Source organism: Neoroseomonas terrae (assembly GCF_018129025.1).
GTDB lineage: Bacteria > Pseudomonadota > Alphaproteobacteria > Acetobacterales > Acetobacteraceae > Neoroseomonas > Neoroseomonas terrae.
In genome coordinates this window covers 237,245-258,831 of sequence record NZ_JAAEDI010000002.1, presented here as the reverse complement: position 1 = coordinate 258,831, position 21,587 = coordinate 237,245, and the positions used below count along the sequence as shown (strand labels likewise).

General features: G+C 69.7%; 26 protein-coding genes. 14 read left to right on the top strand and 12 right to left on the bottom strand.

Annotated elements, in window-relative coordinates; all coding sequences use genetic code 11:
• Nucleotides 1-53: 53 nt before the first annotated feature.
• Nucleotides 54-1,127, bottom strand: a complete 1,074-nt coding sequence (locus tag GXW78_RS02660; protein ID WP_211865808.1) for a tartrate dehydrogenase — start codon at nucleotides 1,125-1,127, stop codon at nucleotides 54-56.
• A 127-nt stretch (nucleotides 1,128-1,254) separates the two neighbouring features.
• Here GXW78_RS02660 and GXW78_RS02655 point away from each other — a divergent pair, with 127 nt between their 5' ends.
• A complete protein-coding gene (locus GXW78_RS02655) occupies nucleotides 1,255-1,611 on the top strand; it encodes a hypothetical protein (RefSeq protein WP_211865806.1) in 357 nt (118 codons plus the stop codon).
• Between the two features lie 7 nt (nucleotides 1,612-1,618).
• On the opposite strand, the gene GXW78_RS02650 is transcribed toward GXW78_RS02655, so the two are convergent.
• From GXW78_RS02650 to GXW78_RS02630, 5 genes are all read right to left on the bottom strand, one after another.
• Nucleotides 1,619-2,257, bottom strand: coding sequence for a hypothetical protein (locus GXW78_RS02650; protein WP_211865804.1), 639 nt, complete (start codon nucleotides 2,255-2,257; stop codon nucleotides 1,619-1,621).
• A gap of 45 nt (nucleotides 2,258-2,302) precedes the next feature.
• Nucleotides 2,303-3,475, bottom strand: coding sequence for a glycolate oxidase subunit GlcE (gene glcE, locus GXW78_RS02645; protein WP_211865802.1), 1,173 nt, complete (start codon nucleotides 3,473-3,475; stop codon nucleotides 2,303-2,305).
• Nucleotides 3,472-4,902: an FAD-linked oxidase C-terminal domain-containing protein gene (locus tag GXW78_RS02640; protein ID WP_408904161.1), complete on the bottom strand. Its 1,431-nt coding sequence runs from the start codon at nucleotides 4,900-4,902 to the stop codon at nucleotides 3,472-3,474. Before GXW78_RS02640 ends, glcE begins: the two co-directional genes overlap by 4 nt.
• 178 nt (nucleotides 4,903-5,080) lie before the next feature.
• Complete coding sequence (ykgO, locus tag GXW78_RS02635; RefSeq protein ID WP_137125466.1) at nucleotides 5,081-5,206, bottom strand: type B 50S ribosomal protein L36; 126 nt, start codon at nucleotides 5,204-5,206, stop codon at nucleotides 5,081-5,083.
• 305 nt (nucleotides 5,207-5,511) lie between these two features.
• Nucleotides 5,512-5,685: a hypothetical protein gene (locus GXW78_RS02630; protein ID WP_211865800.1), complete on the bottom strand. Its 174-nt coding sequence runs from the start codon at nucleotides 5,683-5,685 to the stop codon at nucleotides 5,512-5,514.
• Between the two features lie 269 nt (nucleotides 5,686-5,954).
• Here GXW78_RS02630 and GXW78_RS02625 point away from each other — a divergent pair, with 269 nt between their 5' ends.
• A complete protein-coding gene (locus tag GXW78_RS02625; protein ID WP_211865798.1) occupies nucleotides 5,955-7,241 on the top strand; it encodes a L,D-transpeptidase scaffold domain-containing protein in 1,287 nt (428 codons plus the stop codon).
• Between the two features lie 61 nt (nucleotides 7,242-7,302).
• Here GXW78_RS02625 and acdA read toward each other — a convergent pair whose 3' ends face one another.
• The 4 genes from acdA to GXW78_RS02605 form a co-directional block, all read right to left on the bottom strand.
• Nucleotides 7,303-8,523 (bottom strand): 3-sulfinopropanoyl-CoA desulfinase, encoded by a 1,221-nt coding sequence (acdA, locus tag GXW78_RS02620; RefSeq protein ID WP_211865796.1) that lies wholly within the window; start codon nucleotides 8,521-8,523, stop codon nucleotides 7,303-7,305.
• 5 nt (nucleotides 8,524-8,528) lie between these two features.
• On the bottom strand, nucleotides 8,529-9,269 hold the full coding sequence (locus GXW78_RS02615; RefSeq protein WP_211865794.1) for a DUF533 domain-containing protein: 741 nt from the start codon (nucleotides 9,267-9,269) through the stop codon (nucleotides 8,529-8,531).
• A gap of 32 nt (nucleotides 9,270-9,301) precedes the next feature.
• The gene (locus GXW78_RS02610) at nucleotides 9,302-10,207 is read right to left on the bottom strand and encodes a hydrogen peroxide-inducible genes activator (RefSeq protein ID WP_211865792.1); all 906 of its coding nucleotides are present in this window, start codon (nucleotides 10,205-10,207) and stop codon (nucleotides 9,302-9,304) included.
• Nucleotides 10,208-10,278: 71 nt separating this feature from the next.
• Nucleotides 10,279-11,028 (bottom strand): Crp/Fnr family transcriptional regulator, encoded by a 750-nt coding sequence (locus GXW78_RS02605; protein ID WP_211865790.1) that lies wholly within the window; start codon nucleotides 11,026-11,028, stop codon nucleotides 10,279-10,281.
• Nucleotides 11,029-11,309: 281 nt separating this feature from the next.
• Between GXW78_RS02605 and GXW78_RS02600 the strand changes: the two genes are divergently transcribed.
• The 10 genes from GXW78_RS02600 (at nucleotide 11,310) to GXW78_RS02555 (ending at nucleotide 19,038) form a co-directional block, all read left to right on the top strand.
• Complete coding sequence (locus GXW78_RS02600) at nucleotides 11,310-12,917, top strand: MBL fold metallo-hydrolase RNA specificity domain-containing protein (RefSeq protein ID WP_211865789.1); 1,608 nt, start codon at nucleotides 11,310-11,312, stop codon at nucleotides 12,915-12,917.
• A 19-nt stretch (nucleotides 12,918-12,936) separates the two neighbouring features.
• On the top strand, nucleotides 12,937-13,530 hold the full coding sequence (locus tag GXW78_RS02595) for a hypothetical protein (RefSeq protein ID WP_211865788.1): 594 nt from the start codon (nucleotides 12,937-12,939) through the stop codon (nucleotides 13,528-13,530).
• A 61-nt stretch (nucleotides 13,531-13,591) separates the two neighbouring features.
• Complete coding sequence (locus tag GXW78_RS02590) at nucleotides 13,592-14,602, top strand: C-terminal binding protein (protein ID WP_338147666.1); 1,011 nt, start codon at nucleotides 13,592-13,594, stop codon at nucleotides 14,600-14,602.
• A 136-nt stretch (nucleotides 14,603-14,738) separates the two neighbouring features.
• The gene (locus tag GXW78_RS02585) at nucleotides 14,739-15,191 is read left to right on the top strand and encodes a hypothetical protein (RefSeq protein WP_211865787.1); all 453 of its coding nucleotides are present in this window, start codon (nucleotides 14,739-14,741) and stop codon (nucleotides 15,189-15,191) included.
• 22 nt (nucleotides 15,192-15,213) lie between these two features.
• Nucleotides 15,214-16,347: an acyl-CoA dehydrogenase family protein gene (locus GXW78_RS02580; protein ID WP_211865786.1), complete on the top strand. Its 1,134-nt coding sequence runs from the start codon at nucleotides 15,214-15,216 to the stop codon at nucleotides 16,345-16,347.
• 210 nt (nucleotides 16,348-16,557) lie between these two features.
• Nucleotides 16,558-17,193: a TetR/AcrR family transcriptional regulator gene (locus GXW78_RS02575; RefSeq protein WP_246521776.1), complete on the top strand. Its 636-nt coding sequence runs from the start codon at nucleotides 16,558-16,560 to the stop codon at nucleotides 17,191-17,193.
• Entirely contained in the window at nucleotides 17,190-17,663 is a 474-nt protein-coding gene (locus tag GXW78_RS02570; RefSeq protein WP_211865784.1) for a VOC family protein, read from the top strand. Before GXW78_RS02575 ends, GXW78_RS02570 begins: the two co-directional genes overlap by 4 nt.
• 103 nt (nucleotides 17,664-17,766) lie before the next feature.
• Nucleotides 17,767-18,117: a DUF1428 domain-containing protein gene (locus tag GXW78_RS02565; protein WP_211865782.1), complete on the top strand. Its 351-nt coding sequence runs from the start codon at nucleotides 17,767-17,769 to the stop codon at nucleotides 18,115-18,117.
• 16 nt (nucleotides 18,118-18,133) lie between these two features.
• Nucleotides 18,134-18,559, top strand: coding sequence for a VOC family protein (locus GXW78_RS02560; RefSeq protein WP_211865779.1), 426 nt, complete (start codon nucleotides 18,134-18,136; stop codon nucleotides 18,557-18,559).
• On the top strand, nucleotides 18,556-19,038 hold the full coding sequence (locus GXW78_RS02555) for an SRPBCC family protein (protein ID WP_338147665.1): 483 nt from the start codon (nucleotides 18,556-18,558) through the stop codon (nucleotides 19,036-19,038). The genes GXW78_RS02560 and GXW78_RS02555 overlap by 4 nt, the downstream gene beginning before the upstream one ends.
• Nucleotides 19,039-19,352: 314 nt before the next feature.
• Here the strand turns inward: GXW78_RS02555 and GXW78_RS02550 are convergent, their stop codons facing one another.
• Nucleotides 19,353-19,715, bottom strand: coding sequence for an ArsC family reductase (locus GXW78_RS02550; RefSeq protein ID WP_211865777.1), 363 nt, complete (start codon nucleotides 19,713-19,715; stop codon nucleotides 19,353-19,355).
• A gap of 29 nt (nucleotides 19,716-19,744) precedes the next feature.
• The gene (locus GXW78_RS02545; protein WP_211865775.1) at nucleotides 19,745-20,251 is read right to left on the bottom strand and encodes a winged helix-turn-helix transcriptional regulator; all 507 of its coding nucleotides are present in this window, start codon (nucleotides 20,249-20,251) and stop codon (nucleotides 19,745-19,747) included.
• Nucleotides 20,252-20,338: 87 nt separating this feature from the next.
• Between GXW78_RS02545 and GXW78_RS02540 the strand changes: the two genes are divergently transcribed.
• Both GXW78_RS02540 and GXW78_RS02535 read left to right on the top strand, forming a co-directional pair.
• A complete protein-coding gene (locus GXW78_RS02540) occupies nucleotides 20,339-20,920 on the top strand; it encodes a dihydrofolate reductase family protein (protein ID WP_211865773.1) in 582 nt (193 codons plus the stop codon).
• A 5-nt stretch (nucleotides 20,921-20,925) separates the two neighbouring features.
• The gene (locus GXW78_RS02535) at nucleotides 20,926-21,585 is read left to right on the top strand and encodes a glutathione S-transferase family protein (RefSeq protein WP_211865771.1); all 660 of its coding nucleotides are present in this window, start codon (nucleotides 20,926-20,928) and stop codon (nucleotides 21,583-21,585) included.
• Nucleotides 21,586-21,587: the final 2 nt, after the last annotated feature.

Here is a 21,587-nt window from a genome sequence, read left to right as displayed (position 1 = left end):
CGTTCAAGCCGCAGGGCGCATCACGACATTCATGTGACGCGCCCCGGGGGTTTTCAGCCTTTCGCGACGGCCTCGGCGATCGCCTTGCCGACATCGACCGTGCCGGCCTGCCCGCCCATGTCGCGCGTGCGCGGCCCGCCTTCGGCCAGCAGCTTCTCGATGGTCTGCACGATGCAGTCCGCCGCCGCCTTCTCACCCAGATGCTCGAGCATCATGGCCCCGGACCAGATCTGCCCGATCGGGTTCGCGATGAACTTGCCGGCGATATCCGGCGCCGACCCGTGCACCGGCTCGAACATCGACGGGAAGGTCTTCTCGGGGTTGATGTTCGCCGAAGCGGCGATGCCGATCGACCCCGCCACGGCCGGCCCCAGGTCGGACAGGATGTCCCCGAACAGGTTCGACCCCACCACCACGTCGAACCAATCCGGATGCTGCACGAAATGCGCGCAGAGGATGTCGATGTGGAACTGGTCCGTCGTCACCTCCGGATAGTTCTTCGCCATCGCGTCGAAGCGCTCATCCCAGTACGGCATGGTGAAGGTGATGCCGTTCGACTTCGTCGCACTCGTCACCTTCTTCCGCTTGCGGGTCATCGCAAGCTCGAAGGCGTACTTCATGATGCGGTCGCAGCCGATGCGCGTCAGCACCGTCTGCTGGGAGACGAACTCGCGGTCCGTGCCGGGGAACATCTTGCCGCCGATCGAGGAATACTCGCCCTCGGTGTTCTCGCGCACCACGTAGAAATCGATATCCTCCGGCCCACGGCCCGCGAGCGGCGACTTCGACCCCGGCAGCAGCTTGCAGGGCCGCAGGCTGACATACTGGTCGAACTGCCGGCGGATCGGGATCAGCAGGCCCCACAGGGAGACGTGGTCCGGCACGCCCGGCCAGCCCACCGCGCCGAGGAAGATCGAATCGCTGTCCTTCAGCCGATCCATCCCGTCATCCGGCATCATCTTGCCGGTCTGGACATAGGTCTCGCAGGACCAGTCGTACTCCTTCAGCTCCAGTTCGAAGCCGAAGCGCCGCGCCGCGGCGTCGAGCACGCGCAGGCCCTCGGGTGTCGTTTCCTTGCCGATGCCGTCGCCGGGAATGACGGCGATGCGATGCTTGCGCTGGGCCATGGGCGCCTCCTCACTTCCGCGCGCACCGTAAGGGCGCGCGGGGAGAGCGCAAGGTCACGGCGCGCGATCGCGGCCGCCGTGGTAGCTTCCGGCGAATCCCATCATCCGGCCGAAGGACAAACCCGCCATGCACCTCCGCCGCGTCGCGCTCCTGCTGCTCGCCCTCGGCCTCGTCGCCTGCGAGGAGGACTTCACCGAGACCCGCCCGCCCGAGCATGACGGCACGCGGGCACTGAGCAAGGTCGAGCTGCGCTGGTGCATGTTCAACGACATTCGCATCGAGGCCGCGCGCCCCGACATGCGCGCGGCGAAGCAGGGCCAGGTCCAGGCCTTCAACGCGGCGATCGCGGAGTGGAACGCATCCTGCCGCCGATACCGCTACAGCCGCTCGGATCGCGATTCCATCCAGGGCCAGGTCGATGCGCGTCGCGCGCAGCTGGAAAGCGAGGGCAAGGCGCGCTTCGCCGTCCAGGAAGCAGGCTGAGGGCGCTTTACGGCGGCAGGTAGCTCCAGACCGCCACCGCCCCGACCCAGATGCGATCCGCCCCGGGCCGGCACGGCGCGACGGCATGGCCCCAGCTGCCATAAGCCGTCACGACCTCGCCGACGAAATCGAAGCGATGCAGCTGGGGATTCTCGATCGTCCGACCGGACTGGTCCTGGCTCTGGACCAGGCGCTGCATCCAGAGCCACGACATCGAGATTCGCGACGGCGCATCCGCCGGCGTGCCGCCGGGGCGCGAGACCTCGACGCGGACGAAGGGCGACACGGCGCGCCGCATGCTCTCGCCAGCCCCGGTGTAGCCGGTGACGTAGACCGTGCTCAGCTGCGCCGTCGATGAATGTTCGCCGCCCGCGTCGAGGCGCAGGACATGATCGTAGAAGCCACGCAGCCCTTCCGACAGGTGATACGGAGGCGACGTCGCCAGCGACAGTTTGCGCGATTCCTCCGCCAGATGCTCGCTGCGCGCGGCGCATTGCTCGGCGCTCTTGGCCTCGACGGTGACCGCGGTGATGTCGAGGAGGTCCCCGACGGCCTCCGCGCGGGCGGCGCCGCCCATCGACAGCGCGAGCAGCGCCGACATCGCCGCTGGCGACATCCGGCCCGGTAATGACGTGGTCGATTGCATGATGCAGCAGTCTTGCACGCGCGGCGCGGAACGTCGCGCCCAGCCTCAGGTGCCGGCGCGCATCCGGCCCGGGTTGAGGATGCCGGCGGGATCGAGGGCGGCCTTCACGCGCTGCGCGATGGCCGCGAGGGGCAGCGGCTCGGGCGGCAGCACCTCCACCGACAGGCGCAGCGCCTCCGGCGCCCGGAACAGCGTGCAGGTTCCGCCGGACGGCGCCGCCGCGGCGACCAGCGCCCCATGCGCCGCGGCCGTCGCCGGCGCGGCCACCCATACCAGACCACCGCCCCAATCGAGCAGCGCGCGCCCGCCCAGCGCCTCCGCCACCCGAGCCACGGCGGGCCCGGCCGAGGGCCGGACGGAGACGCGCCACACCGCCTCCTCCGCGCGCGCCGCGAGCGGTGCGGCATCGCGGACCTCGCGCCAGAACGCGCGGCTAGCCTCGCCTTCCAGCAGGGTGACGGCGCCGAACGCGACGAGCGCCTCGCGAAGACGCTCCGATCGGTAGGCGACAGACGCAGCGAAATCCTCGAGCCGCATCGCCGCGAGGATGGGCACGCCCGGCAGCACCGCCGCGCCGGACACTCCGAACGGGCTGCCGAGACCGGCCGAGACCGCCCGCACTCCCGCGGCAACGTCCGGCACCTGGACGAGCAGCGTCGCCGTGGCCTCGGGCGCCGGCAGCACTTTCAACGTGATCTCCGTCATCACCCCGAGCGTGCCGTACGACCCTGCCAGGAGCTTGCACAGGTCGAGCCCGGTGACGTTCTTCAGCACGCGGCCACCGGAGCGCAGCACCTCCCCTGCCCCGTTCACGAATCGGATTCCGAGCAGGTGGTCGCGCATCGAGCCCCAGGAGATGCGCCGGGGGCCCGACAGATTCGCCGCGACGATGCCGCCGAGCGTTGCTGGCTCCGCCGCGCCGAAGATGCCGCGCGTGTCGGGCGGCTCCGCGATCAGGTGCTGACCCTTCTCGGCGAGCGCGGCCTCGATCTCGGGAACCGGCGTGCCTGCGCGGGCCGAAAGCACGAGTTCGGAGGGGCGATAGAGGGTAATGCCGGTCAGGTTGCGCGTGGAGAGCGTGCGCGCCGCCTGCACGGGCCGCAGAAGCCCGCGCTTGGTGCCGCGGCCCTCGATCGCCAGCGGCTCGCGCCCCGCATGGGCGGCGCCGATGCCGGCGGCGAGCGCGGCCTCGTCCGCGGGGGCCAGCAGGTCGTTCATTCGGCCGCCGCCTGGAGCGGGAAGACCTTGGAGGGGTTCAGCAGCCACTGCGGATCGAAGGCCGATTTGATGGCGCGTTGCTGGTCGAGCTCGCGCGCGGTGAACTGCACCGTCATCAGGTCCCGCTTCTCGACGCCGACACCGTGCTCGCCCGTCAGGCAGCCGCCGACTTCCACGCACAGCGTCAGGATCTCGGCGCCGAAGGCTTCGGCCCGGCGGAAGCTGTCAGCGTCGTTGGCGTCGAACATGATCAGCGGATGGAGGTTGCCGTCGCCCGCGTGGAAGACATTGGCGACGCCGAGGCGATACTGCTCGCTCATCTCCCCGATGCGCTTCAGCACGAAGGGCAGTTCGGAGGTCGGTATCGTGCCGTCCATGCAGAGATAATCGGGGCTGATGCGGCCGACCGCGCCGAAGGCACCCTTGCGGCCCTTCCAGATCGCCAGCGACTGCTCGGGGGATTCGGCGACCTTCAGGCTGATCGGGTCGAAGCGTTCGCAGATCGCCTTGATGCGGTTCAGCAGGTCGTCCTGCTCGGCGGTGCTGCCCTCGACCTCGATGATCAGCATGGCCTCGGCGTCCAGCGGGTAGCCGGCATGGGCGAAGGCCTCGCAGGCATGGATGCAGGGCTTGTCCATGAACTCCAGCGCGACCGGGATGATGCCGGACGCGATGATGGCATCCACGGCAGCGCCCGCGATCTCGGTGCCTTTGAAGGCGGCGAGCATGGCGCGCGCGCCTTCCGGCCCGCGCAGGATGCGGACGGTGACTTCGGTGACGAGGCCGAGCTGGCCTTCCGAACCCGTGATCAGGCCGAGCCAATCATAGCCGGCGGCATCGAGGTGGGCGCCGCCGATGGTGACGATCTCGCCCTCGATGGTGACGAATTTCAGACCGAGCAGGTTGTTCGCCGTGACGCCGTACTTCAGGCAATGCGCGCCGCCGGAATTCATCATCACATTGCCGCCAATCATGCAGGCGAGTTGCGACGACGGATCGGGCGCATAGAAGAATCCGTCCCCGGCCACGGCGTTGGTGATGCCGATATTGGTCACGCCGGCCTCCACCACCGCGAGCCGATCGTCGAGATCGATCTCCAGGATGCGGTTCATGCGCATCAGGCCGATGACGACGGCGTCCTCCATCGGCAGCGCGCCGCCGGACAGCGAGGTGCCGGCACCGCGCGGAACGATGCGGACAGCGTTCTGGTGGCAGTAGCGGAGGATGGCGGCGACCTGTTCGGTCGTACGCGGCAGCACCACCGCAAGCGGCATCTGGCGATAGGCGGCGAGGCCATCCGTCTCATATGGCTTGAGGCGGACGGCATCGCTGATCACGCCGTCGCCGGGAACGATGGCCGAGAGGGCAGCCACAATCTCGGCCCGGCGGGCGAGGGTCTGCTGATTGGGCGGCGGCAGCGAGATCACGGCGGCGGTCCTCCGAGCATGGAAGATGCGCATCGCGGCCGGGCGCGTAAAGCGCACCGACGGAAGTGGCAGCAAGATGCCTGCGCCAGCCGGCAGCCATGCCGGAAACAGATAAAGGGGGCGCGAGCCCCCTTTTCATCCACAACCTGAGGCGCCGGAACGAGCCGGCGCGCCGCATTCAGCCCTGGCGGGCCTTCAGGCGGGGATTCTTCTTGTTGATCACATAGACCCGGCCACGGCGGCGGACGAGCACGCAGTTCTTGTCGCGGGTCTTGGCGGTCTTCAGGGAATTGCGGATCTTCATGGCTTACCTCGTGAGGGGGCGCTTCTAGGGGGGTGCGGGGCGCGCGTCAACCTCGGAGGCGTGCGTGCGGCAGTCGGATATAGAGGCCGGTTGGATGAGGCCGGAAGCCGCCCCGTGCCCTCGGCGGGAGCGTCCTCCGTCTCGTCCGGTCAGTCAGCACATTCGGCTGACAACGCCCCGAGGCTCGCCGCCTCGGTAAAGCACCACGACGCCGCAGCGTCGCGCCAAACGATCCGTCGCCCCTGGCCCGCTGATCAGCACGAGCCGGGATTGGCAGACGGGTACGTCCTATTCTCCCCTGCGGATCAGCCCCGCGCGGCCGGAACCGGCGCCGGCGGCGGCGCAGCCTGGACCGGCGCAGGCGGGGGCGGCGGCGGCTGCTGGGCGCAGGCCGCGAGCGCCGCCGGAATCACGACGGCCACCACCGCCACCTTGCGGAACAGTCGCGGGCAAGTCATCAGCTTGGAAACGAGGGCCATCTCTTTCTCCTTCGCCATAGTTGCATGGCTCTTGGACAGCGCATGATTGAATGGCAATTCTTCGCAAAGAGTCAAACAAGCAGTTGTGCCGGCCGGGAAAGGATTGAGGAGTGACATCACTGCGCGCGTCGCGGCCCACGATCAGGCCCGGCTGTGACGAAGAAGACAGCGCTGCCGTGGTATCGCGGCGCCGCACCCTCCGGGGTGGCGCGATGGCTCTCGCCACGGCATGCGGCCTTTCCGCATGCGGCACGGTGCCCGATCGACCGGTGACGTCCAGGCCGGCGCCACGTACCGACCCCAGCATCGGCAACCTGAACGATGGCGCGCCCGAGCTGATGGTGGCCGGTGAACCGCTGAATGCCGGGCTCCTGCAGCGCTTCTACGCGCGTCGTGACTTCCAGCCCGTCTGGGAAACGCGCCAGTCGCAGGCAGACGCATTGGTGGAAGCGGTACTCACTGCCGACGATCACGGGCTGGACCCCGAGCTGTTCCATGCCAGCCTGCTGCGGCGTCGTACGACATTTCCGCCGCTTCGCCGCGAATTGCTGCTGTCGAGCGCCTTCCTTTCCTATGCCGACGCGCTGGCCGGCGGCGCCGTGCCGGTCGATCGCCGGCGAGACAGCGAGGCGCTGTCGCCGGAGCCGGTCGACGTGGCTGCCGCGCTTCATGCCGGGATCCGCAGCGGGGATGCGGCGGGGGCGATCGAGGCGCTGGCCCCAAAGACCCCGACCTATGAGGCCCTGCGCGGGGCCTTGCAGAGCTATCGCGCCAACGGAGCCGGCGGCATCGTCGCGGCGAACCGCCTGCGTGCGGCCGAGGTGAACCTCGAACGTCAGCGCTGGCTGCCGCGGCGACTGCCGGCCGACCGGGTCTGGGTCAACGTGGCCGATCAGAGTCTGGTGCTGTATCGCGCCGGCCAGCCGGTGTTCACGACGCGGGTCGTGGTCGGGGACGATGCCACGCGCAACCAGAGCCCCGAATTCCGCGCCATGATCGAGGCGAGCTTCTTCAACCCGCCCTGGGTCATCCCGAAGGACATCGTGGATGCGGAGATCCTGCCCAGGATCGCCCGCGACCCGAACTACCTCGCGCGGAACAACATGGTCATGCGCCCCAATGGCGAGGTGGAGCAACTGGCCGGACCCGAGGCCGGGCTCGGCGTGATCATGTTCGACATGCCGAACCGGTTCGACGTGTATCTGCACGACACGCCGGACAGGACCGTCTTCAACCGCGACAACCGTCGCCTGAGCCATGGATGCATCCGGGTCCAGAACCCGCGTGAGTTCGCTGCCCTGCTGATGCAACGGCCGGTCGACGCAATCAATGAAGGGATCGCCGCGGGCGGCACCACCCGGCACGTCCTGCCGACGCCCGTGCCGGTTTTCGTCATCTACCAGACGGCGTTCGTGGATGCCGGCGGCGCGCTGCAGTCCCGCCCGGACTTCTACAATCGGGACGCCGAGGTGTGGCGGCACCTGCAGCGGCGCTCCCTGCCGCAAGCTCCCGTGGCGCGGGTGAATAACCGGCCGGCGCCCCGCCGGCGCGCATGATGCGATGACGCGCGGGGCGGGGGCGCGGCCTCTCCCCGCCCTCACCCGCTGCTACGGCGACCTACTCTGCCGCCGCGCGCTCCGCCTTCTCCGCCAGGCGCACGAACCCGCCCCTCGTCTGCGGCAGCTTCCGTCCCAGGATCTGTTCCGCCACCTGAGTCCGCAGCACCTGCGCCGTGCCACCGGCGATCGCGAACATCCGCGCATCACGGACGTAGCGTTCCATCGGGTTCTCCCGCGAATACCCGGCCGCGCCCCACACCTGCAGCGCGTTGTTGGTCACGCGGATCGCCATGTCGGCCGCCATCACCTTCGCCTGCGCCGCCGCCAACCGGTCGGGGAAGCCGTTCGGCCCGGCCGAGCGCGCCGCGCGCCACACCAGCGCGCGGGAGGCTTCGAGCTCGATCGACATGTCCGCCAGCATCCAGGCCAGGCCCTGGAACTCCGCGATCGGCCGGCCGAACTGCTCGCGCGCCTGGGCGCGGACCAGGGCGTGGTCGTAAGCGCCGGCCGCAAGGCCGAGCGCGACGGTCGCAGCCCCCACACGCTGCCCGTTATAGGCATCCATCAGCCGCCCGAAGCCCCGCGCCCAGCCACCGGGCGGGCGCAGCACCATGGAATCCGGCACCACCAGCCCGCGCATCGCGATGTTGGCCTCCGGCATGCCGCGCAGGCCCATGGACGGGATGCGCTCGGCGGTCATGCCGTCGGGCATGCCTTCCCCGGTGCGGGCGACGATGAAGCCGCCGATGCCCTTCTCCTCACCATCCTCGACGGCGCGGGCGAAGATCAGATGCAGGCGGGACACGCCGCCGCCGGTGATCCAGGTCTTGTCGCCGTCGATCACCCAGGAATCGCCGCGCCTCACGGCGCGGGTGCGCATGTCGGTGGCGGCGGAACCCGCCTCCGGCTCGGTGATCAGGATGGCGGGCTTGTCGCCGGCCAGCACCAGTTCCGCGGCGATCTTCTTCTGCGCGGCCGAGCCATAGGCCATGATGGCGCCGACCGCGCCCATGTTGGCTTCCACGGCGATGCGGCCACACACGGCGCAGGCCTTGGAGAATTCCTCGATCACCAGCACCGCGTCGAAATAGGACAGCCCCGGCCCGCCCATCTCCTTCGGGATGGTCAGGCCCATGAAGCCCGCCTGCTGCATGCGCGCGACCATGGGCCAGGGGTACTGTTCCGACCTGTCGGCAGCAGCGGCCTGGGCGGCGGCCTCTCGGGCGAGTTCGCGGGCGCGGTCGCGCAGGCGGCTCTCGGCGTCGGTCAATTCGGTCATGGTCGTTACCTTCCCCTGATGCGGCTCTCGATCGCGTCGGTGGCGGCGCGATCGAGCCGCAGCGCCTTGGCGAAGTCGTCGAGCCAGGCGCGTTCGGCGCCCTCGATGGTGGCCGCGCCGGCAACGGCGGCGGCATAGAGCTGGGCGGCGAGCATAGGGTCCGATGCCTCGCGCGCCAGGGCCTGTGCAGTGGCATCCTGGCCGAACTCGGCGAGGACGGCGTCGCGAGCGGCGGGCGACAGGCCGGCAGCCTCGAGCTGATCGGCGATGCGGGCGCGCTCGTCGGCATCGACCTGGCCATCCGCCTTGGCCGCCGCGATCATGGCGCGAAGCATCAGCAGCCCCTCGCGGTCCTCGGCGGCGATGGGCGGGGGCGGTGGCGCGCCCGGCACGGGCGACCACGGATCGTTCGCGGTGGGGGCGGGCTTCGCGGATGGCGTGCCACGGCCCCAGGGACCGCCGGCCGACGGAACGCTGCCGCGCATCGGCGCCGGCTTGCGGGCGGGCTGGCCGGCGGGAACGGGCTGGTCCCATCCTGCGGGGGCGGGCCTGCGCGCGCCGCTGCGCGGGGGGACCTCGGGTGCCGGGGCGGACGCCTGCTGCGCCTTGGCCATGGCCTCGATGGCGGCGCCGGCCAGCACCGCGATGGCGCGGCCGAGCTGCTGCTGGCCACCGCTGCGGCCCCTCGTGCGGCCACCGCCGCCGAGCACCGCGCCGAGAATGCCGCCGAGGTCGAACTGTGCCATCGCCCGGTCCCTTCCCTCTCCCTCACCCGTTGCTACAGGCCGCGCATGGCCTCCGCAATGGGCGCGGCGAGGGCGCGGAATTCCTCGGCGCGCGGGCTGCGCGCCCGCCAGGCGAGCGCGATGCGGCGGCCGAAGGCGCCGACCAGCGGCCGCACCACGACATCGGCCCCCGCGCTGACGCCACCGGCGACGGCGAGCGCCGGCAGCAGCGTCAGACCGAGCCCCCCGCCGACCATCTGCACCAGCGTGTGCAGCGACGTGGCGGCGAATTCCTCGGAGGCCGCGGCCCCGGGCAGGCCGCAGGCGGACAGCGCGTGATCGCGAAGGCAATGGCCGTCCTCGAGCAGCATGAGGCGCTCCCCGGCCAGTGCCTCGGGATGGATCTCCGCATGCGCCGCGAGGTGATGGGCGGGCGGCATGGCGACGTGGAAGGGATCGTCGGCGATGGTGACCGACTCCACCTCTCCGCAATCGCAGGGCAGCGCGAGCAGCAGCAGGTCGAGCTTGCCGCCCTCCAGGCCGTCGACGAGGCGTTCGGTGATGTCCTCCCGCAGCCAGAGCCGCAGCCGTGGGAAGGCTTCCCGCAGGCGCGGCATCAGCCGCGGCAGCAGGAACGGGCCGATGGTCGGAATGGTGCCGAGGCGCAGCGGACCGGTCAGCGGGTCGCGTGCCGTCTCGACCGTCTCGACCAGCGCGGTCAGGGCGGCGAGCGCGGTACGGGCACGGCCGACCAGTTCCCGCCCGAGCGGCGTGAAGACCGGCCGCATGCCGCCCGTGCGTTCGAGCAAGGCGGCGTCGAGCTGGCGCTCGAGGGCGAAGATGCCGGAGGAAAGCGTCGATTGCGTCACCGCACAGGCGGTGGCGGCGCGGCCGAAATGGCTGTGCTCGGCAAGGGCGACGAGGTAGCGGAGCTGCTGGGGACTCGGAAGGGCGATCATCGGCGGGAAAGATTACGTCGAACGCGAATTCCACCAGGGGGCGGAATGCGGGGCCGCCATGCGGTGCGCGGTCACGCGCCGGGCCGGTCGCCGCTGCCGAGGCCGATCAGCGCGGCCCGGTCGACCAGTTCCAGCCCGTTATGGCCATGCAGCCGGATCCAGCCGCGCCTGCGGAAGGCGGAGATGGCACGGCTGACCGTCTCCAGCGTCAGGCCGAGGAACTCGCCGATGTCGGCGCGCGTCGCCGGCAGGTCGAAGACGGGGCCGGCATGGTTTCGGCGTTCCTGCGCCTCGGCCAGCGAGACGAGGAAGGCCGCAACGCGTTCCTCTGCGCTGAACCGGCCGAGGGCGAGGATATGGTCCTGGCTCGCCGCCAGTTCGCGGACGCAAAGGTCCAGGAAGCGACGCTCCAGCAGCGGATATCGGCGGAACAGCGTATCCAGCCGCCGCCGCTCGATCCGGCAGATGGTGCCGCGGGTCAGCATCTCGGCGCCGAAGGCATGCTCGGTCGCCGGGGTGAACCCCAGCGTGTCGCCGGCGAAGCGGAAGCCGATCACGGCCTGCCGGCCATCCGGCAGCACGCGCGTCAGCCGCGCCATGCCTTCGGTGAGGGTGTAGACGAAGCGGGCCGTGTCGCCCTGGTGGAAGATCGCATCCCGCGCGTCGAGCGCGTGGCGCTCGCTGTCCCCGGCCATGTCGTCCAGCATCCCGGCGTCGAGCGGCGCACAGAGACCGATGGACCGCGAGCCGCACCGCAGGCAGATGTCGGCCCCGGATCCGGTTCCTTCCATCAGCGCCCGTGTGGTGTCGAGAGGATGCATGACGTCCGTTCAAGCGCCCTGGCGGATTGTCGGCGCGACCGGCCGGTAAGCGCGGCAATCGCCGTTGAGCTGCATCAAGAGCCGGCGCCTGTATGGCACAGCGATGCCCTGCGCGCCACGCGCGAGCGCGGGCATCGGACCCGCGCTTGCGCCATGGCGCGGGGTGGGGAGACTGGGGGCGAGGAACCGTACCGGCAGGAGCTCAGGCCCATGACCCGCGCCATCGCCTTCCGTCATCGACCCGCGCCGGCTGCCTGCGGCACGGCGGCGGCGTAGCGGCCATGCCCGTCACAGTCCGCGCCTGCGGCGCCGCCCAGACCGTCACCGGCCTGTCCCTGCTGTTCGAGACGGGTCGCGCCCGCTTCCTCGTCGATTGCGGCATGTTCCAGGGGCCGAAGACGCTGAAGGCGCTGAACTGGGAGCCCTTCCCCTACGACCCGCGAGAGATCGACGCGGTGCTGCTGACGCACGCCCACATCGACCATTCCGGCCTGCTGCCGAAGCTGGTGAAGCAGGGCTTCCGCGGCCTTATCCACGCGACCGCGCCGACGGTCGACCTGTGCAGCGTCATGCTGCCGGATTCCGGCCATGTGCAGGAGATGGAGGTCGAGAACCTCAACCGCCGCAGCCGCCGACGCGGACACGGCATGGTCGAGCCGATCTACACCGCCGCCGATGCGGCGAATGCCGTCCGTTCCTTCCGCGCCGTGCCGATGGATCGCTGGCTGGACTTCGCCGAACTGCCGGGCGTGCGCGCCCGCTGGTGGAATGCCGGGCACATGCTGGGCTCTGCCTCGATCGAACTGGAATTCGCCGAGCGCGACGGCCCCCCGGTGCGCGTGCTGGTCTCGGGCGACCTCGGCCCCGACTGCGCGGTGTTCTACCGCGACCCGGAAGGGCCGCAGGGGGTCGACCACGTCTTCCTCGAATCCACCTATGGCGACGAGGACAAGCCCTGTGTCAGCCATGCCGAGCGGCGGGACCGGCTCGAGCGCATCGTGAAGGATGCGGTGCGTCCCGACGGCGCGCTGCTGATCCCCGCCTTTGCGGTGGAACGCACCCAGGAAATCTGCTGGGACCTGGTCACGCTGATGCAGGCCGGTCGCATCCCGCAGGCGCCGGTCTTCGTCGACAGCCCGCTGGCCATCCGTGCGACCGAGGCATTCCTCGACAATATCGGCGCCCTGGAGGAGGGTGATTCCGTCCGGCGCGCCTTGCGCTCGCCGCTGCTGCACCCGACCGAGACCGGCGCGCAGTCCCGCGCCATTGCGGCCGTCGAGGGCTTCCACATCATCGTCGCCGGTTCGGGGATGTGCGATGCGGGGCGCATCCGCCACCACCTGAAGCAATGGCTGTGGTCGCCGGAAGCCACGGTGCTGCTGACGGGATACCAGGCCGAAGGGACCCTCGGCAGGCTCCTGCTGGACGGGCGCAAGGAAGTCCGCATCCAGGGCGAGTCGATCCGTGTCGCCGCGACCATCCGGCAGATCCGCGACTATTCCGGCCATGCCGACGCGCCTGAGCTTGCGAACTGGTTGAAGGCGCGCGGACCGGTCACAGGCGGGGTCTTCCTGGTTCATGGCGAGCCGCCGGCAATGGAGGCGCTGGCGACGCGGGTTGCCGCCGACAGAACGGTCAGGACCGGGCAGGTGCTGATGCCGACCCTCGATGAACGCTTCCTGCTGCCGAAAGGCGGAGCACCGGTCCGGCAGGAGGCGCCGCGGCGCCGCACCGATCCAGCCGCGGCTGGCCGCCTTGACTGGCACAACGAGCGTGCGGCGCTGCTGCTCGCGGTCGAGGACGCGATCGACCGCGCACCGGACGCGACGGCGCGGGAAATGCTGATGGGGGCCTTGCGCGCGGCACTCGACAAGCATCGGTGGCGGTAGCCGCAACGGGGTGTCCGCCATGACCGGCTGGCGCGTGGCGCTGCTCGGGATTGCCGCTGCCGCCTGCGCGGAGGCGCCGTCACTCAACGACGGCGACATCCATATCCGCTACGTCGCGACCGGCCGAATGCAGGAAGACGTCACGCTTCGCCACGCCGGCGACGCCACCCATCACTGCGCCCTGCCCCGCCGCGCGCGGCTACCGAGCGCCGGTCGACCCGCACCGGTGCCTGACCAGCCGCCGAGCCATGTCTTTGGCTATGGCGTGGTGTTCGGGCCGGACTTCCCGGCCGACAGCCAGGGCCTGAGCGCAGAATGGCGTGGCTACGGCCCACAGGCGCGCTTCTCGCTCGACGTGTTCCCGGCGCCGGGCACGCTCGAGGCCGATGGGCCGGTCCGCCTCGGCCGCGCCTTCCGCATCACCGTCGGCAATGCCCAGGGCTTGTGGGAACGCAGCGTCGCCGAGGGCGCCGCGACGGATGCCGTCGTGACCATCGCGCCCGATGGCAGGTCCGGCCGCTTCCGCGTCGCCGGCCTGGTCAGGCAGGTCCCGCACAACCGTTTACCCGAGAGCGAGGCGATCACCGTCACCGGAAGCTGGCACTGCCCCTGACCTTGCGCGGCCTGCGCCCGCCTCGCATCCTTCGCCGTACAGAACACCTGGAGGAAGCCGCGTGACGCTGACCGTGCTCGAGCCCGAGGGGCTCTACGCCGACACTGCACTCGAGCAGCGGGTCATGGGCCCCTCCGTCCGGGTGCTGCAGGGCGCCTGCAAATCGTCGCTGGCCGAATTGCCGGACGAGCTGTGCCAGCAGGCCGATGCGCTGATGACGCTGCGCATGGCGGTGCCGGCCGACCAGATCGCGCGTTTCCCGAAGCTGAAGATGATCGTGCGCATGGGCGTCGGCTATGACCGCGTCGACCGCGTGGCCGCCGCGGCGCGCGGCATCAAGGTGTGCAACGTGCCCGACTACGGCACGCAGGAAGTGGCGGAATTCGCGGTGCTGATGGCGCTCGCGCTGCGCCGCGGGCTGACGATGTATCACGACACGCAGCGCGGTCCGAACCCCGCGCCCTGGGGCGTGATGCGCAGCCCGGCGGTGCGGCGGCAGGAAGTGCAGACCTTCGGCGTGCTCGGCCTGGGCCGTATCGGCACCGCGGCGGCGCTGCGGGCGAAGGCGCTCGGCTATCGCGTCGTGTTCTACGATCCGGCGCTGCCGAACGGCGCGGACCGTGCGATCGGCGTCACGCGCTGCCGCACGATGGACGAGATGCTGGCCCAGGCCGATGTGCTGTCCATCCACTGCCCGCTGACGCGCGACACGCGCGGGCTGGTCGGCGAGCGCGAGCTGCGCCTGCTGCCGAAGAACGCCGTCGTCATCAACACCGCGCGCGGGCCGATCCTCGACATCGACGCGCTGGAGCGCGTGCTGCGGGATGGCCACGTCGCGGCGGCCGGGCTCGACGTAATTCCCGTGGAGCCGCCGGGCAACGACGTCCCTTCCCTGCTGCGCGCCTATCGCGACCGGGAGGACTGGCTCACCGGCCGCCTCATCATCTGCCCGCACATCGCCTTCCACACGCCGGAGGCGTGGGACGACATCCGGCTGAAGAGTGCGGAGACGGTTCGCGACGTCCTGGTGGATGGGCTCGAGACGAATGTGATCCCGCCGGAGAGCGATTGAGGCACCCGGCGCCGGGGATGCGCCTGAAAGCGCGTTCCCGGCGCCGAAGCCGCCCGCCTCTCACCGAATGCCGTTTCCTTGACTTCGGCACCGGCGGCTCCGCTAGATGGGAACCGTATCGCCGGAGAAACTATCCATGACACCGAAGGAGATCGCCGACAGCCGGCTCGCGCGCGGCGAGATCACCCTCGAGGAACACAAGCGGATCGTCGAGCAGCTTGCGCCCGACAGCACGATGAACCGGAAGTTCACGGCGCAAGCCACCAGCATGGACCAGCCCGCGACGGTCGCGCCCCGACGCGCATTCTCCTCGACGCCCCTGTTCAAGGTTGCGACCTATGCGGGGACGTTCGTGCTGCTGATGGGGCTGGCCACGCTGTTCCTCAGGAACCAGGACGCCAACGAGTTCAGACGGCGCTGCGACACCACGCTCGTCGCCGTCGGTGTGAACTGCGATTGTTTTGAAAGCCGCATGCGAAGCCAGTTGTCCTTCGCCTGGTACATCCCGCTCCTTCGCGGCATGATCCGCCCGTCGAACGCGGAAATCGAGATGATGATGGCGCGGTCCATCGCTCAGTGCCGGCGGTGACGATGCCGGCCTAGACTGGCGCATGATTCGAAGCCCCATACGGCAGGCCGAACGCCTCCGCGCTGCTCGCACCCTGGTCGACGACATCCTGATCCCCGCCGAGGCGGGCATGGATGCCGAGGATCGCATGCCCGACCACGCGCGCGCCGCGCTGCGCGATCACGGCCTGTTCGGCATCTCCATCCCCGAAGCGCAGGGCGGGCTTGGCCTGACGATGGAGGAGGAGGCCGGGCTGATGCTCGTCCTCGGCCGGACGGCGCCGGCCTATCGCGCCGTCTACGCGCTGAACAGCGGTGGGGCCGCGCAGATCCTGCTGCGCGCAGGGACGGAGGCGCAGAAGGCTCGCTGGCTACCCGGTCTCGCGCGGGGCGACCTGATCGCCTGCTTCTGCCTCTCGGAAGCCGAAGCCGGGTCGGATGCGGCATCGTTGCGGACCATCGCGCGGCGGGATGGCGACGGCTGGCGCATCAGCGGCCGGAAACGCTGGGTGACGAATGCGCCGGAAGCCGGGATGCTGATGGTGATGGCGCGCAGCGGGGGCGATGGCGCCCGCGGCATCTCCGCATTCGCGATCGATCCGGCGTCGCCGGGCATCGCGGTGCAGCTCACGCAACAGAAGATGGGCATGCGCGGCGCGCAGGTGGCCGACATCGTCTTCGACAACGTCGCGGTGCCGGGCGAAGCCCTCGTCGGCGCGGAGGGCGAGGGCCTGAAGCTCGCGCTCGGCGGCCTGGATAAGGTCCGGCTGCATCTCGCCGCGCTGTCAGCCGGGCTGATGGAACGGCTGATCGACGAAGGGCGGCGGCATGCCCTCGCACGGCGGCAGTTCGGCAAGCCGCTCGCCGAGCAGCCGGCGGTTGCCGCGCTGCTCGCGGATTGCGTGGCGGAGGCGCTCGCGGCGCGTTGCATGGCGCTCGAACTCGCCCGCGCGCGGGATGACGGCACGCTGCGACCCGCCGATGCGGCCGCGGCGAAGCTGTTTGCCACCGAGGCGCTCGGCCGTGTCGCGGACCGCGTGCTGCAGGTCCATGGCGGCGAAGGCTACATGGTCGGCAGCGCCGTCGAGCGGCTGTACCGCGATGTGCGGCTGCTGCGCATCCTCGACGGCACGTCGGAAATCCAGCGCATGGTGGTGGCGCGCGGCCTGATGGGCTGACGCCGGGCGCCGCGCGTCGACGGCGCCGCCTTCATCAAACGATCAAGCGTGAGCGGTAGGCGATCGCGCGCCCTCGGTGCGTCCATGCGGCGCGTATCGATGCGACAGGTGCCCAAGGCCGACCGCCCGGCATCGCCCGGCATCACGGGTGCGTGGATGCGTAAGATTGGGGATTGCGTTTCATACCAACCGGTCGGTATGGTCCAGGCCATGAACGATCCTCTTCCCCGCCGCGGCGAGACGCGGACCCGCCTGCTGGATGCGGCCCTCGCCGTCATCCGCACGCGCGGCTATGCGGGCACGACCGTCGACGACCTCTGCGCCGCCGCGGGCGTCACCAAGGGCGCGTTCTTCCATCACTTCCGTAGCAAGGAGGACCTGGCCGTCGCCGCCGCCGGTCACTTCGGTGCGATGGCGGAAACCTTGTTCGCCGGGGCCCCGTTCAGGGCCGAGCCCGACCCGCTCGATCGCTTCCTGGCCTACATCGACTTCCGCACCACGATCCTCGCCGGCCCCATGGCCGACATCACCTGCCTGCTCGGCACCATGGTGCAGGAATCCTACGAGACGCATCCGGCCATCCGCGCGGCCTGCGAGGCCGGCATCCGCGGTCACGCCGCCACGCTCGAGGCCGACATCGCCGCGGCCATGGCAACCTACGGCGTCACCGGCACCACGCCGGAGAGTCTCGCCCTGCACACCCAGGCGGTGATCCAGGGCGCGTTCATCCTCGCCAAGGCGACGGGGTCCACGGATGTGGCCGCGGAAAGCCTCCGGCATCTGCGCCGCTACGTCGAACTCCTCTTCGCGGCGCCCGCGCATCGGGAAGGAAAGGCAGCAGCATGACGCAGATCGCGACCAGCCTCTGGTTCGCCACCGAGGCCGAGGAGGCAGCGCGCTTCTACTGCGCCACCATCCCCGGTGCCGTCATGGGCGACATCATCCGGCTGCCGCCCGGCGGGCCCGGCCCGGCCGGCTCCGTGCTACTGGTGGAGTTCTCGATCGGGGGTGCGCCGATGCTCGCCATGAACGGCAATCCGGGCGAGGGCTTCACGAACGCGGTGTCGCTCTCCGCCCTCTGCGCCGACCAGCCGGAGCTCGACCGCGTGTGGGATGCGCTGCTGGATGGCGGGCAGGCGCAGGCCTGCGGCTGGCTGAAGGACCGCTACGGCGTCGCCTGGCAGCTCGTGCCGGAAGCCCTGCCGCGCCTGATGAAGGCCGGCGACGAGGCGCAGCGCGGCCGGGTCATGGCCGCGCTGATGCAGATGGTGAAGATCGACGCCGCCGCGCTCGAAGCGGCATTCAACGCATCGTAGCGGACGCACATCGCTCGGCATCGGTTGTTCGACCGAGCATCTCATCCGGCCGGATGGTCCGGCCCGATCAGGACTGGCTTTAACCGGGAGAAGGAAACAGCCCATGTATGTCGATGGTTTCGTGGCCGCCGTGCCGAACGACAAGAAGGACGCGTACCTCGAGCACGCGACGAAGGCCTCCGTGGTCTTCAAGGAGTATGGCGCGCTCTCCGTCGTGGAGGCCTGGGGCGATGACGTGCCGGAAGGCAAGCTCACCTCCTTCCGCATGGCGGTGAAGCAGGAGGAGAACGAGACGGTGATCTTCTCTTGGATCACCTGGCCCTCCAAGCAGGCCCGCGACGATGGCTGGAAGAAGCTGATGGAGGATCCGCGCATGAAGATGGAGGGCTCCGAGATGCCCTTCGACGGCAAGCGCATGATCTATGGCGGCTTCAACGCTATCCTCGAAGCCTGATCGGCGGGACGCAACCATGCCGATCACGCCGTATCTGTTCTACGAGGGCCGTGCCGAGGAGGCGATCGCCTTCTACGGCACGGCCCTCGGCGCCGAGACGATCATGCTGATGCGCAACAGCGATGCGCCCGATCAGCCGCCGCCCGGCATGCTGCCGCCCGGCAGCGAGAACAAGATCCTGCATGCCGAGATCCGCATCGGCGCGGATGCGCTGATGATCTCGGACGGGTTCTGCGCCGGCGCCGCGAAGTTCGACGGCTTCGGCGTCTCGCTGCCCGCCAGCGATGCCGAGCAGGCGGGCCGCTTCTTCAATGCCCTCGCCGATGGCGGCGAGGTCCGCATGCCGCTTGGCAAGACCTTCTTCAGCCCGGCCTTCGGCATGGTCGTCGACCGCTTCGGCGTGCTGTGGATGGTCGCAGTCCCCCAGGAGAACGCACAGTGACCGACGCCGCCACCGCCACCTTCGACCCGACGCGCGACCTGGTGTTCGAACGCCGGATCGCCGCCACGCCGAAGCAGCTCTGGGCGTGCTGGACTCAGCCGGCGTTGCTCGAGCAATGGTTCTGCCCGAAGCCGTGGCGCGCGACGGATGCCGAGATCGACGCGCGCCCCGGCGGCCGGTTCAACTGCATCATCCGCGGCCCCGACGGCGAGGAAATGCCGAACCGCGGCTGCTTCCTGGAGGTGGTGCCGGAACGCCGCATGGTCTGGACCGATGCCATGGAGGAAGGCTTCCGCCCGCGCGCGGAACCCTTCATGTCGGGCGTCATCACCTTCGAGCCGGATGGCGACGGCACGCTGTATCGCGCCGTTGTCTTCCACGCGAATGCCGAAACGAAGGCGAAGCATGAGGCGATGGGGTTCCAGGACGGCTGGGGCGCCGCGGCCAGCCAACTCGAAGAACTGGCGAAGACGGTCTGAGAAACGCGCCGCCGGATTGGCGCGACGGTAGTCGGAGAGGGGCTCTGCCCCTCTCCGGACCTCACCCCGCCAGGCCATGGATGGCCTGGACCGCCATTACCGGCGCTGGGCACGGCGGTCACAGACCCCTGCTGCGCGCCGGAGGGTGTCGCAAACAGAGTCCGAACTGTCGCGATCGGCGCCAAGTGGAGGTTAGCAAAGGCCCTTCGGCCGGTGCGGCCCCCTTCACATGGCCATGGCAATGTGAAGGGGTCGGAAGGGGGAGGACCCCTTCCTGATCCACTCATCGTCGCGCCCCGGCGCCGATGCAGCGATCAATCCCGCGGCAGCGTCGCCACCGCCCGCTCGTATTCTCCGCTGTCGAACCCCACCACCAGCCGATCCCCCAGCGCCAGCACCGGCCGCTTGATCATCGAAGGCTGTTCTTCCATCAGCGCCAGCGCCTGCGCTTCCGTGATGCCTTCCTTCTGCGCGTCTGGCAGTTTGCGGAAGGTCGTGCCGCTGCGGTTCAGCAGCTTCTCCCACCCGACTTTTCCTGCCCACGCTTTCAACGTCGCACCATCGATGCCCTTGGCCTTGTAGTCGTGGAAGTCGTGCGCGATGCCGTGCGCCTCCAGCCAGGCGCGGGCCTTCTTCATCGTGTCGCAGTTCTTGATGCCATGGATGGTGATGGGCACCGGGCGCCTCCTTGGTTCGTCGCGGCAGGTTACGCCGATTTGTCGCGCATCGCCTCATAGGCCGCGGTCAGCTTGCCGAGCACGTTGGTCCCCGGATCGGCCGCGCCGAGATGGCGGTGGCGGAGCTCGTTCATGAATTCCTCCCACAGCGCAGGGCCACCTTCCTCCAGCAGCTGCGCGCGGATGGACAGGTCGGGCGAGGATCGCGTGTGCCGCCGGCCCCAGGCGCCCATCTGCGCCAGCAGCGGCAGCAACTGAATCGCCGGCTCGGTCAGGCTGTAGATCGCCTTCTGGCGATGCGTCGGGTCGTCCCGCCGCGTCAGCAGCCCGGCCGCCACCAGCCGCTTCAGCCGGTCGGCGAGGATGTTCGACGCGATGCCTTCCTTCGACCGCTGCAGCAATTCGCGGAAGTGCCGGACATTCCCGAAGATCACGTCCCGGATGACGATCAGGCTCCAGCGATCGCCCAGCACCTCGAGGGTGAGGTTGATGGGACAGCCGGAGCGATGCGGCGTATCGATTGGTTCTGACAACATATCGGTTGCATTCTAGGATCAGTTCGGGCAAGACGCTACCGATTGCTGATTGCAACTGGTTTCGAGCGCGTCGAAGGAAACAATCCCATGGCAGATCTCGTCTTCACCGTCTTCACCAGTCTTGACAGCTATATCGAGAAGCCCGGCGGTGTCTTCGCGCCGCCCCCATGGTCGGACGAGGTCGGGGAGGCCTGGTCCAACGCCGCCCTCGCCCGCGCCCAGCACCTGATCTATGGCCGCGTGAACTTCGAGTTCAACAAGGGCTTCTGGAGCGCGGCGGAGACCGACCCGAACAGCATCGCGGCGGGCATCGACTACGCCCCGAAGATGAACGCGCTGCCGAAGACGGTGATGTCCCGCACGCTGACCGGCGATCCCGGCTGGAACGGCCGCATCGCCGGTCCCGACATCGCAGCCGAGGTGGCGAGGCTGAAGCGCGATGTCACCGGCGGCGACATCTTCGCCTTCAGCGGCGCCGGCGCGGCCGAGACGCTGTTCGGCGCCGACCTCGTCGACGAGTTCTGGCTGATGATCACGCCGCAGCTGTTCGGCGACGGAAAGCCGCTGTTCCGTGAGGGCCGGCCGGAATCGACCATGCGGCTGGTGGAGTGCCGCCCGCTCGACGTCGGCTCGGTGATCTTGCGGTATCGCCGCGCGTCGGAAGGCTGACGTCCATGACGTTGACGCTCCACGCTCATCCCTTCGCGGCCTTCTGCCAGAAGGCGCTGGTGGCGCTGCACGAGAACGCGACACCCTTCGCCCTTCGTCACATCGACCTGCGGAAGGAGGAAGACCGCGCAGCGCTCATCGCCCTGTGGCCCTTCCGCAAATTCCCCGTGCTGGTCGATGGTGATCGCGTCATCGCGGAGGCCACGCTCGTCATCGACCATCTCGACCGGCATCACCCCGGCCCCACGCGCTTCACGCCGCAGGATGACGATGCGGCGGCGGAGGTGCGGCTGATCGACCGCGTGATCGACAACTACGTGCTGGTACCGATGCAGAAGATCGCCACTGATCCGCTACGCGCGGAGGGCGAGCGCGATCCGGTTGGCGTGGAGCAGGCGCGGGCGACGATGCAAACGGCCTATGCCTGGCTCGACAAGCGTCTCGCCGGCCGGCGCTGGCTCGCGGGCGAGGACTTCACCCTCGCCGATTGCGGCGCCGCGCCGGGGCTACTGTACGGCGATTGGTCAGAGCCGATTCCGGCGACGTGCCCTGCCCTGCGCCAATACCGTGCGCGGCTGCTGACGCGGCCGTCGGTCGTGACGGTCGTCGAGGCGGCGCGGCCGTATCGGCACCTGTTTCCGCTCGGCGATCCGGGGCGCGATTGACA

Excerpts from the sequence above, each read along its gene's own strand:
- GXW78_RS02660 (WP_211865808.1), bottom strand. The coding sequence starts at position 1,127 with ATGGCCCAGCGCAAGCATCGCATCGCCGTCATTCCCGGCGACGGCATC.
- GXW78_RS02655 (WP_211865806.1), top strand. The coding sequence starts at position 1,255 with ATGCACCTCCGCCGCGTCGCGCTCCTGCTGCTCGCCCTCGGCCTCGTC.
- GXW78_RS02650 (WP_211865804.1), bottom strand. The coding sequence starts at position 2,257 with ATGCAATCGACCACGTCATTACCGGGCCGGATGTCGCCAGCGGCGATG.
- glcE (WP_211865802.1), bottom strand. The coding sequence starts at position 3,475 with ATGAACGACCTGCTGGCCCCCGCGGACGAGGCCGCGCTCGCCGCCGGC.
- ykgO (WP_137125466.1), bottom strand. The coding sequence starts at position 5,206 with ATGAAGATCCGCAATTCCCTGAAGACCGCCAAGACCCGCGACAAGAAC.
- GXW78_RS02630 (WP_211865800.1), bottom strand. The coding sequence starts at position 5,685 with ATGGCCCTCGTTTCCAAGCTGATGACTTGCCCGCGACTGTTCCGCAAG.
- acdA (WP_211865796.1), bottom strand. The coding sequence starts at position 8,523 with ATGACCGAATTGACCGACGCCGAGAGCCGCCTGCGCGACCGCGCCCGC.
- GXW78_RS02615 (WP_211865794.1), bottom strand. The coding sequence starts at position 9,269 with ATGGCACAGTTCGACCTCGGCGGCATTCTCGGCGCGGTGCTCGGCGGC.
- GXW78_RS02610 (WP_211865792.1), bottom strand. The coding sequence starts at position 10,207 with ATGATCGCCCTTCCGAGTCCCCAGCAGCTCCGCTACCTCGTCGCCCTT.
- GXW78_RS02605 (WP_211865790.1), bottom strand. The coding sequence starts at position 11,028 with ATGCATCCTCTCGACACCACACGGGCGCTGATGGAAGGAACCGGATCC.
- GXW78_RS02600 (WP_211865789.1), top strand. The coding sequence starts at position 11,310 with ATGCCCGTCACAGTCCGCGCCTGCGGCGCCGCCCAGACCGTCACCGGC.
- GXW78_RS02595 (WP_211865788.1), top strand. The coding sequence starts at position 12,937 with ATGACCGGCTGGCGCGTGGCGCTGCTCGGGATTGCCGCTGCCGCCTGC.
- GXW78_RS02585 (WP_211865787.1), top strand. The coding sequence starts at position 14,739 with ATGACACCGAAGGAGATCGCCGACAGCCGGCTCGCGCGCGGCGAGATC.
- GXW78_RS02580 (WP_211865786.1), top strand. The coding sequence starts at position 15,214 with ATGATTCGAAGCCCCATACGGCAGGCCGAACGCCTCCGCGCTGCTCGC.
- GXW78_RS02575 (WP_246521776.1), top strand. The coding sequence starts at position 16,558 with ATGAACGATCCTCTTCCCCGCCGCGGCGAGACGCGGACCCGCCTGCTG.
- GXW78_RS02570 (WP_211865784.1), top strand. The coding sequence starts at position 17,190 with ATGACGCAGATCGCGACCAGCCTCTGGTTCGCCACCGAGGCCGAGGAG.
- GXW78_RS02565 (WP_211865782.1), top strand. The coding sequence starts at position 17,767 with ATGTATGTCGATGGTTTCGTGGCCGCCGTGCCGAACGACAAGAAGGAC.
- GXW78_RS02560 (WP_211865779.1), top strand. The coding sequence starts at position 18,134 with ATGCCGATCACGCCGTATCTGTTCTACGAGGGCCGTGCCGAGGAGGCG.
- GXW78_RS02545 (WP_211865775.1), bottom strand. The coding sequence starts at position 20,251 with ATGTTGTCAGAACCAATCGATACGCCGCATCGCTCCGGCTGTCCCATC.
- GXW78_RS02540 (WP_211865773.1), top strand. The coding sequence starts at position 20,339 with ATGGCAGATCTCGTCTTCACCGTCTTCACCAGTCTTGACAGCTATATC.
- GXW78_RS02535 (WP_211865771.1), top strand. The coding sequence starts at position 20,926 with ATGACGTTGACGCTCCACGCTCATCCCTTCGCGGCCTTCTGCCAGAAG.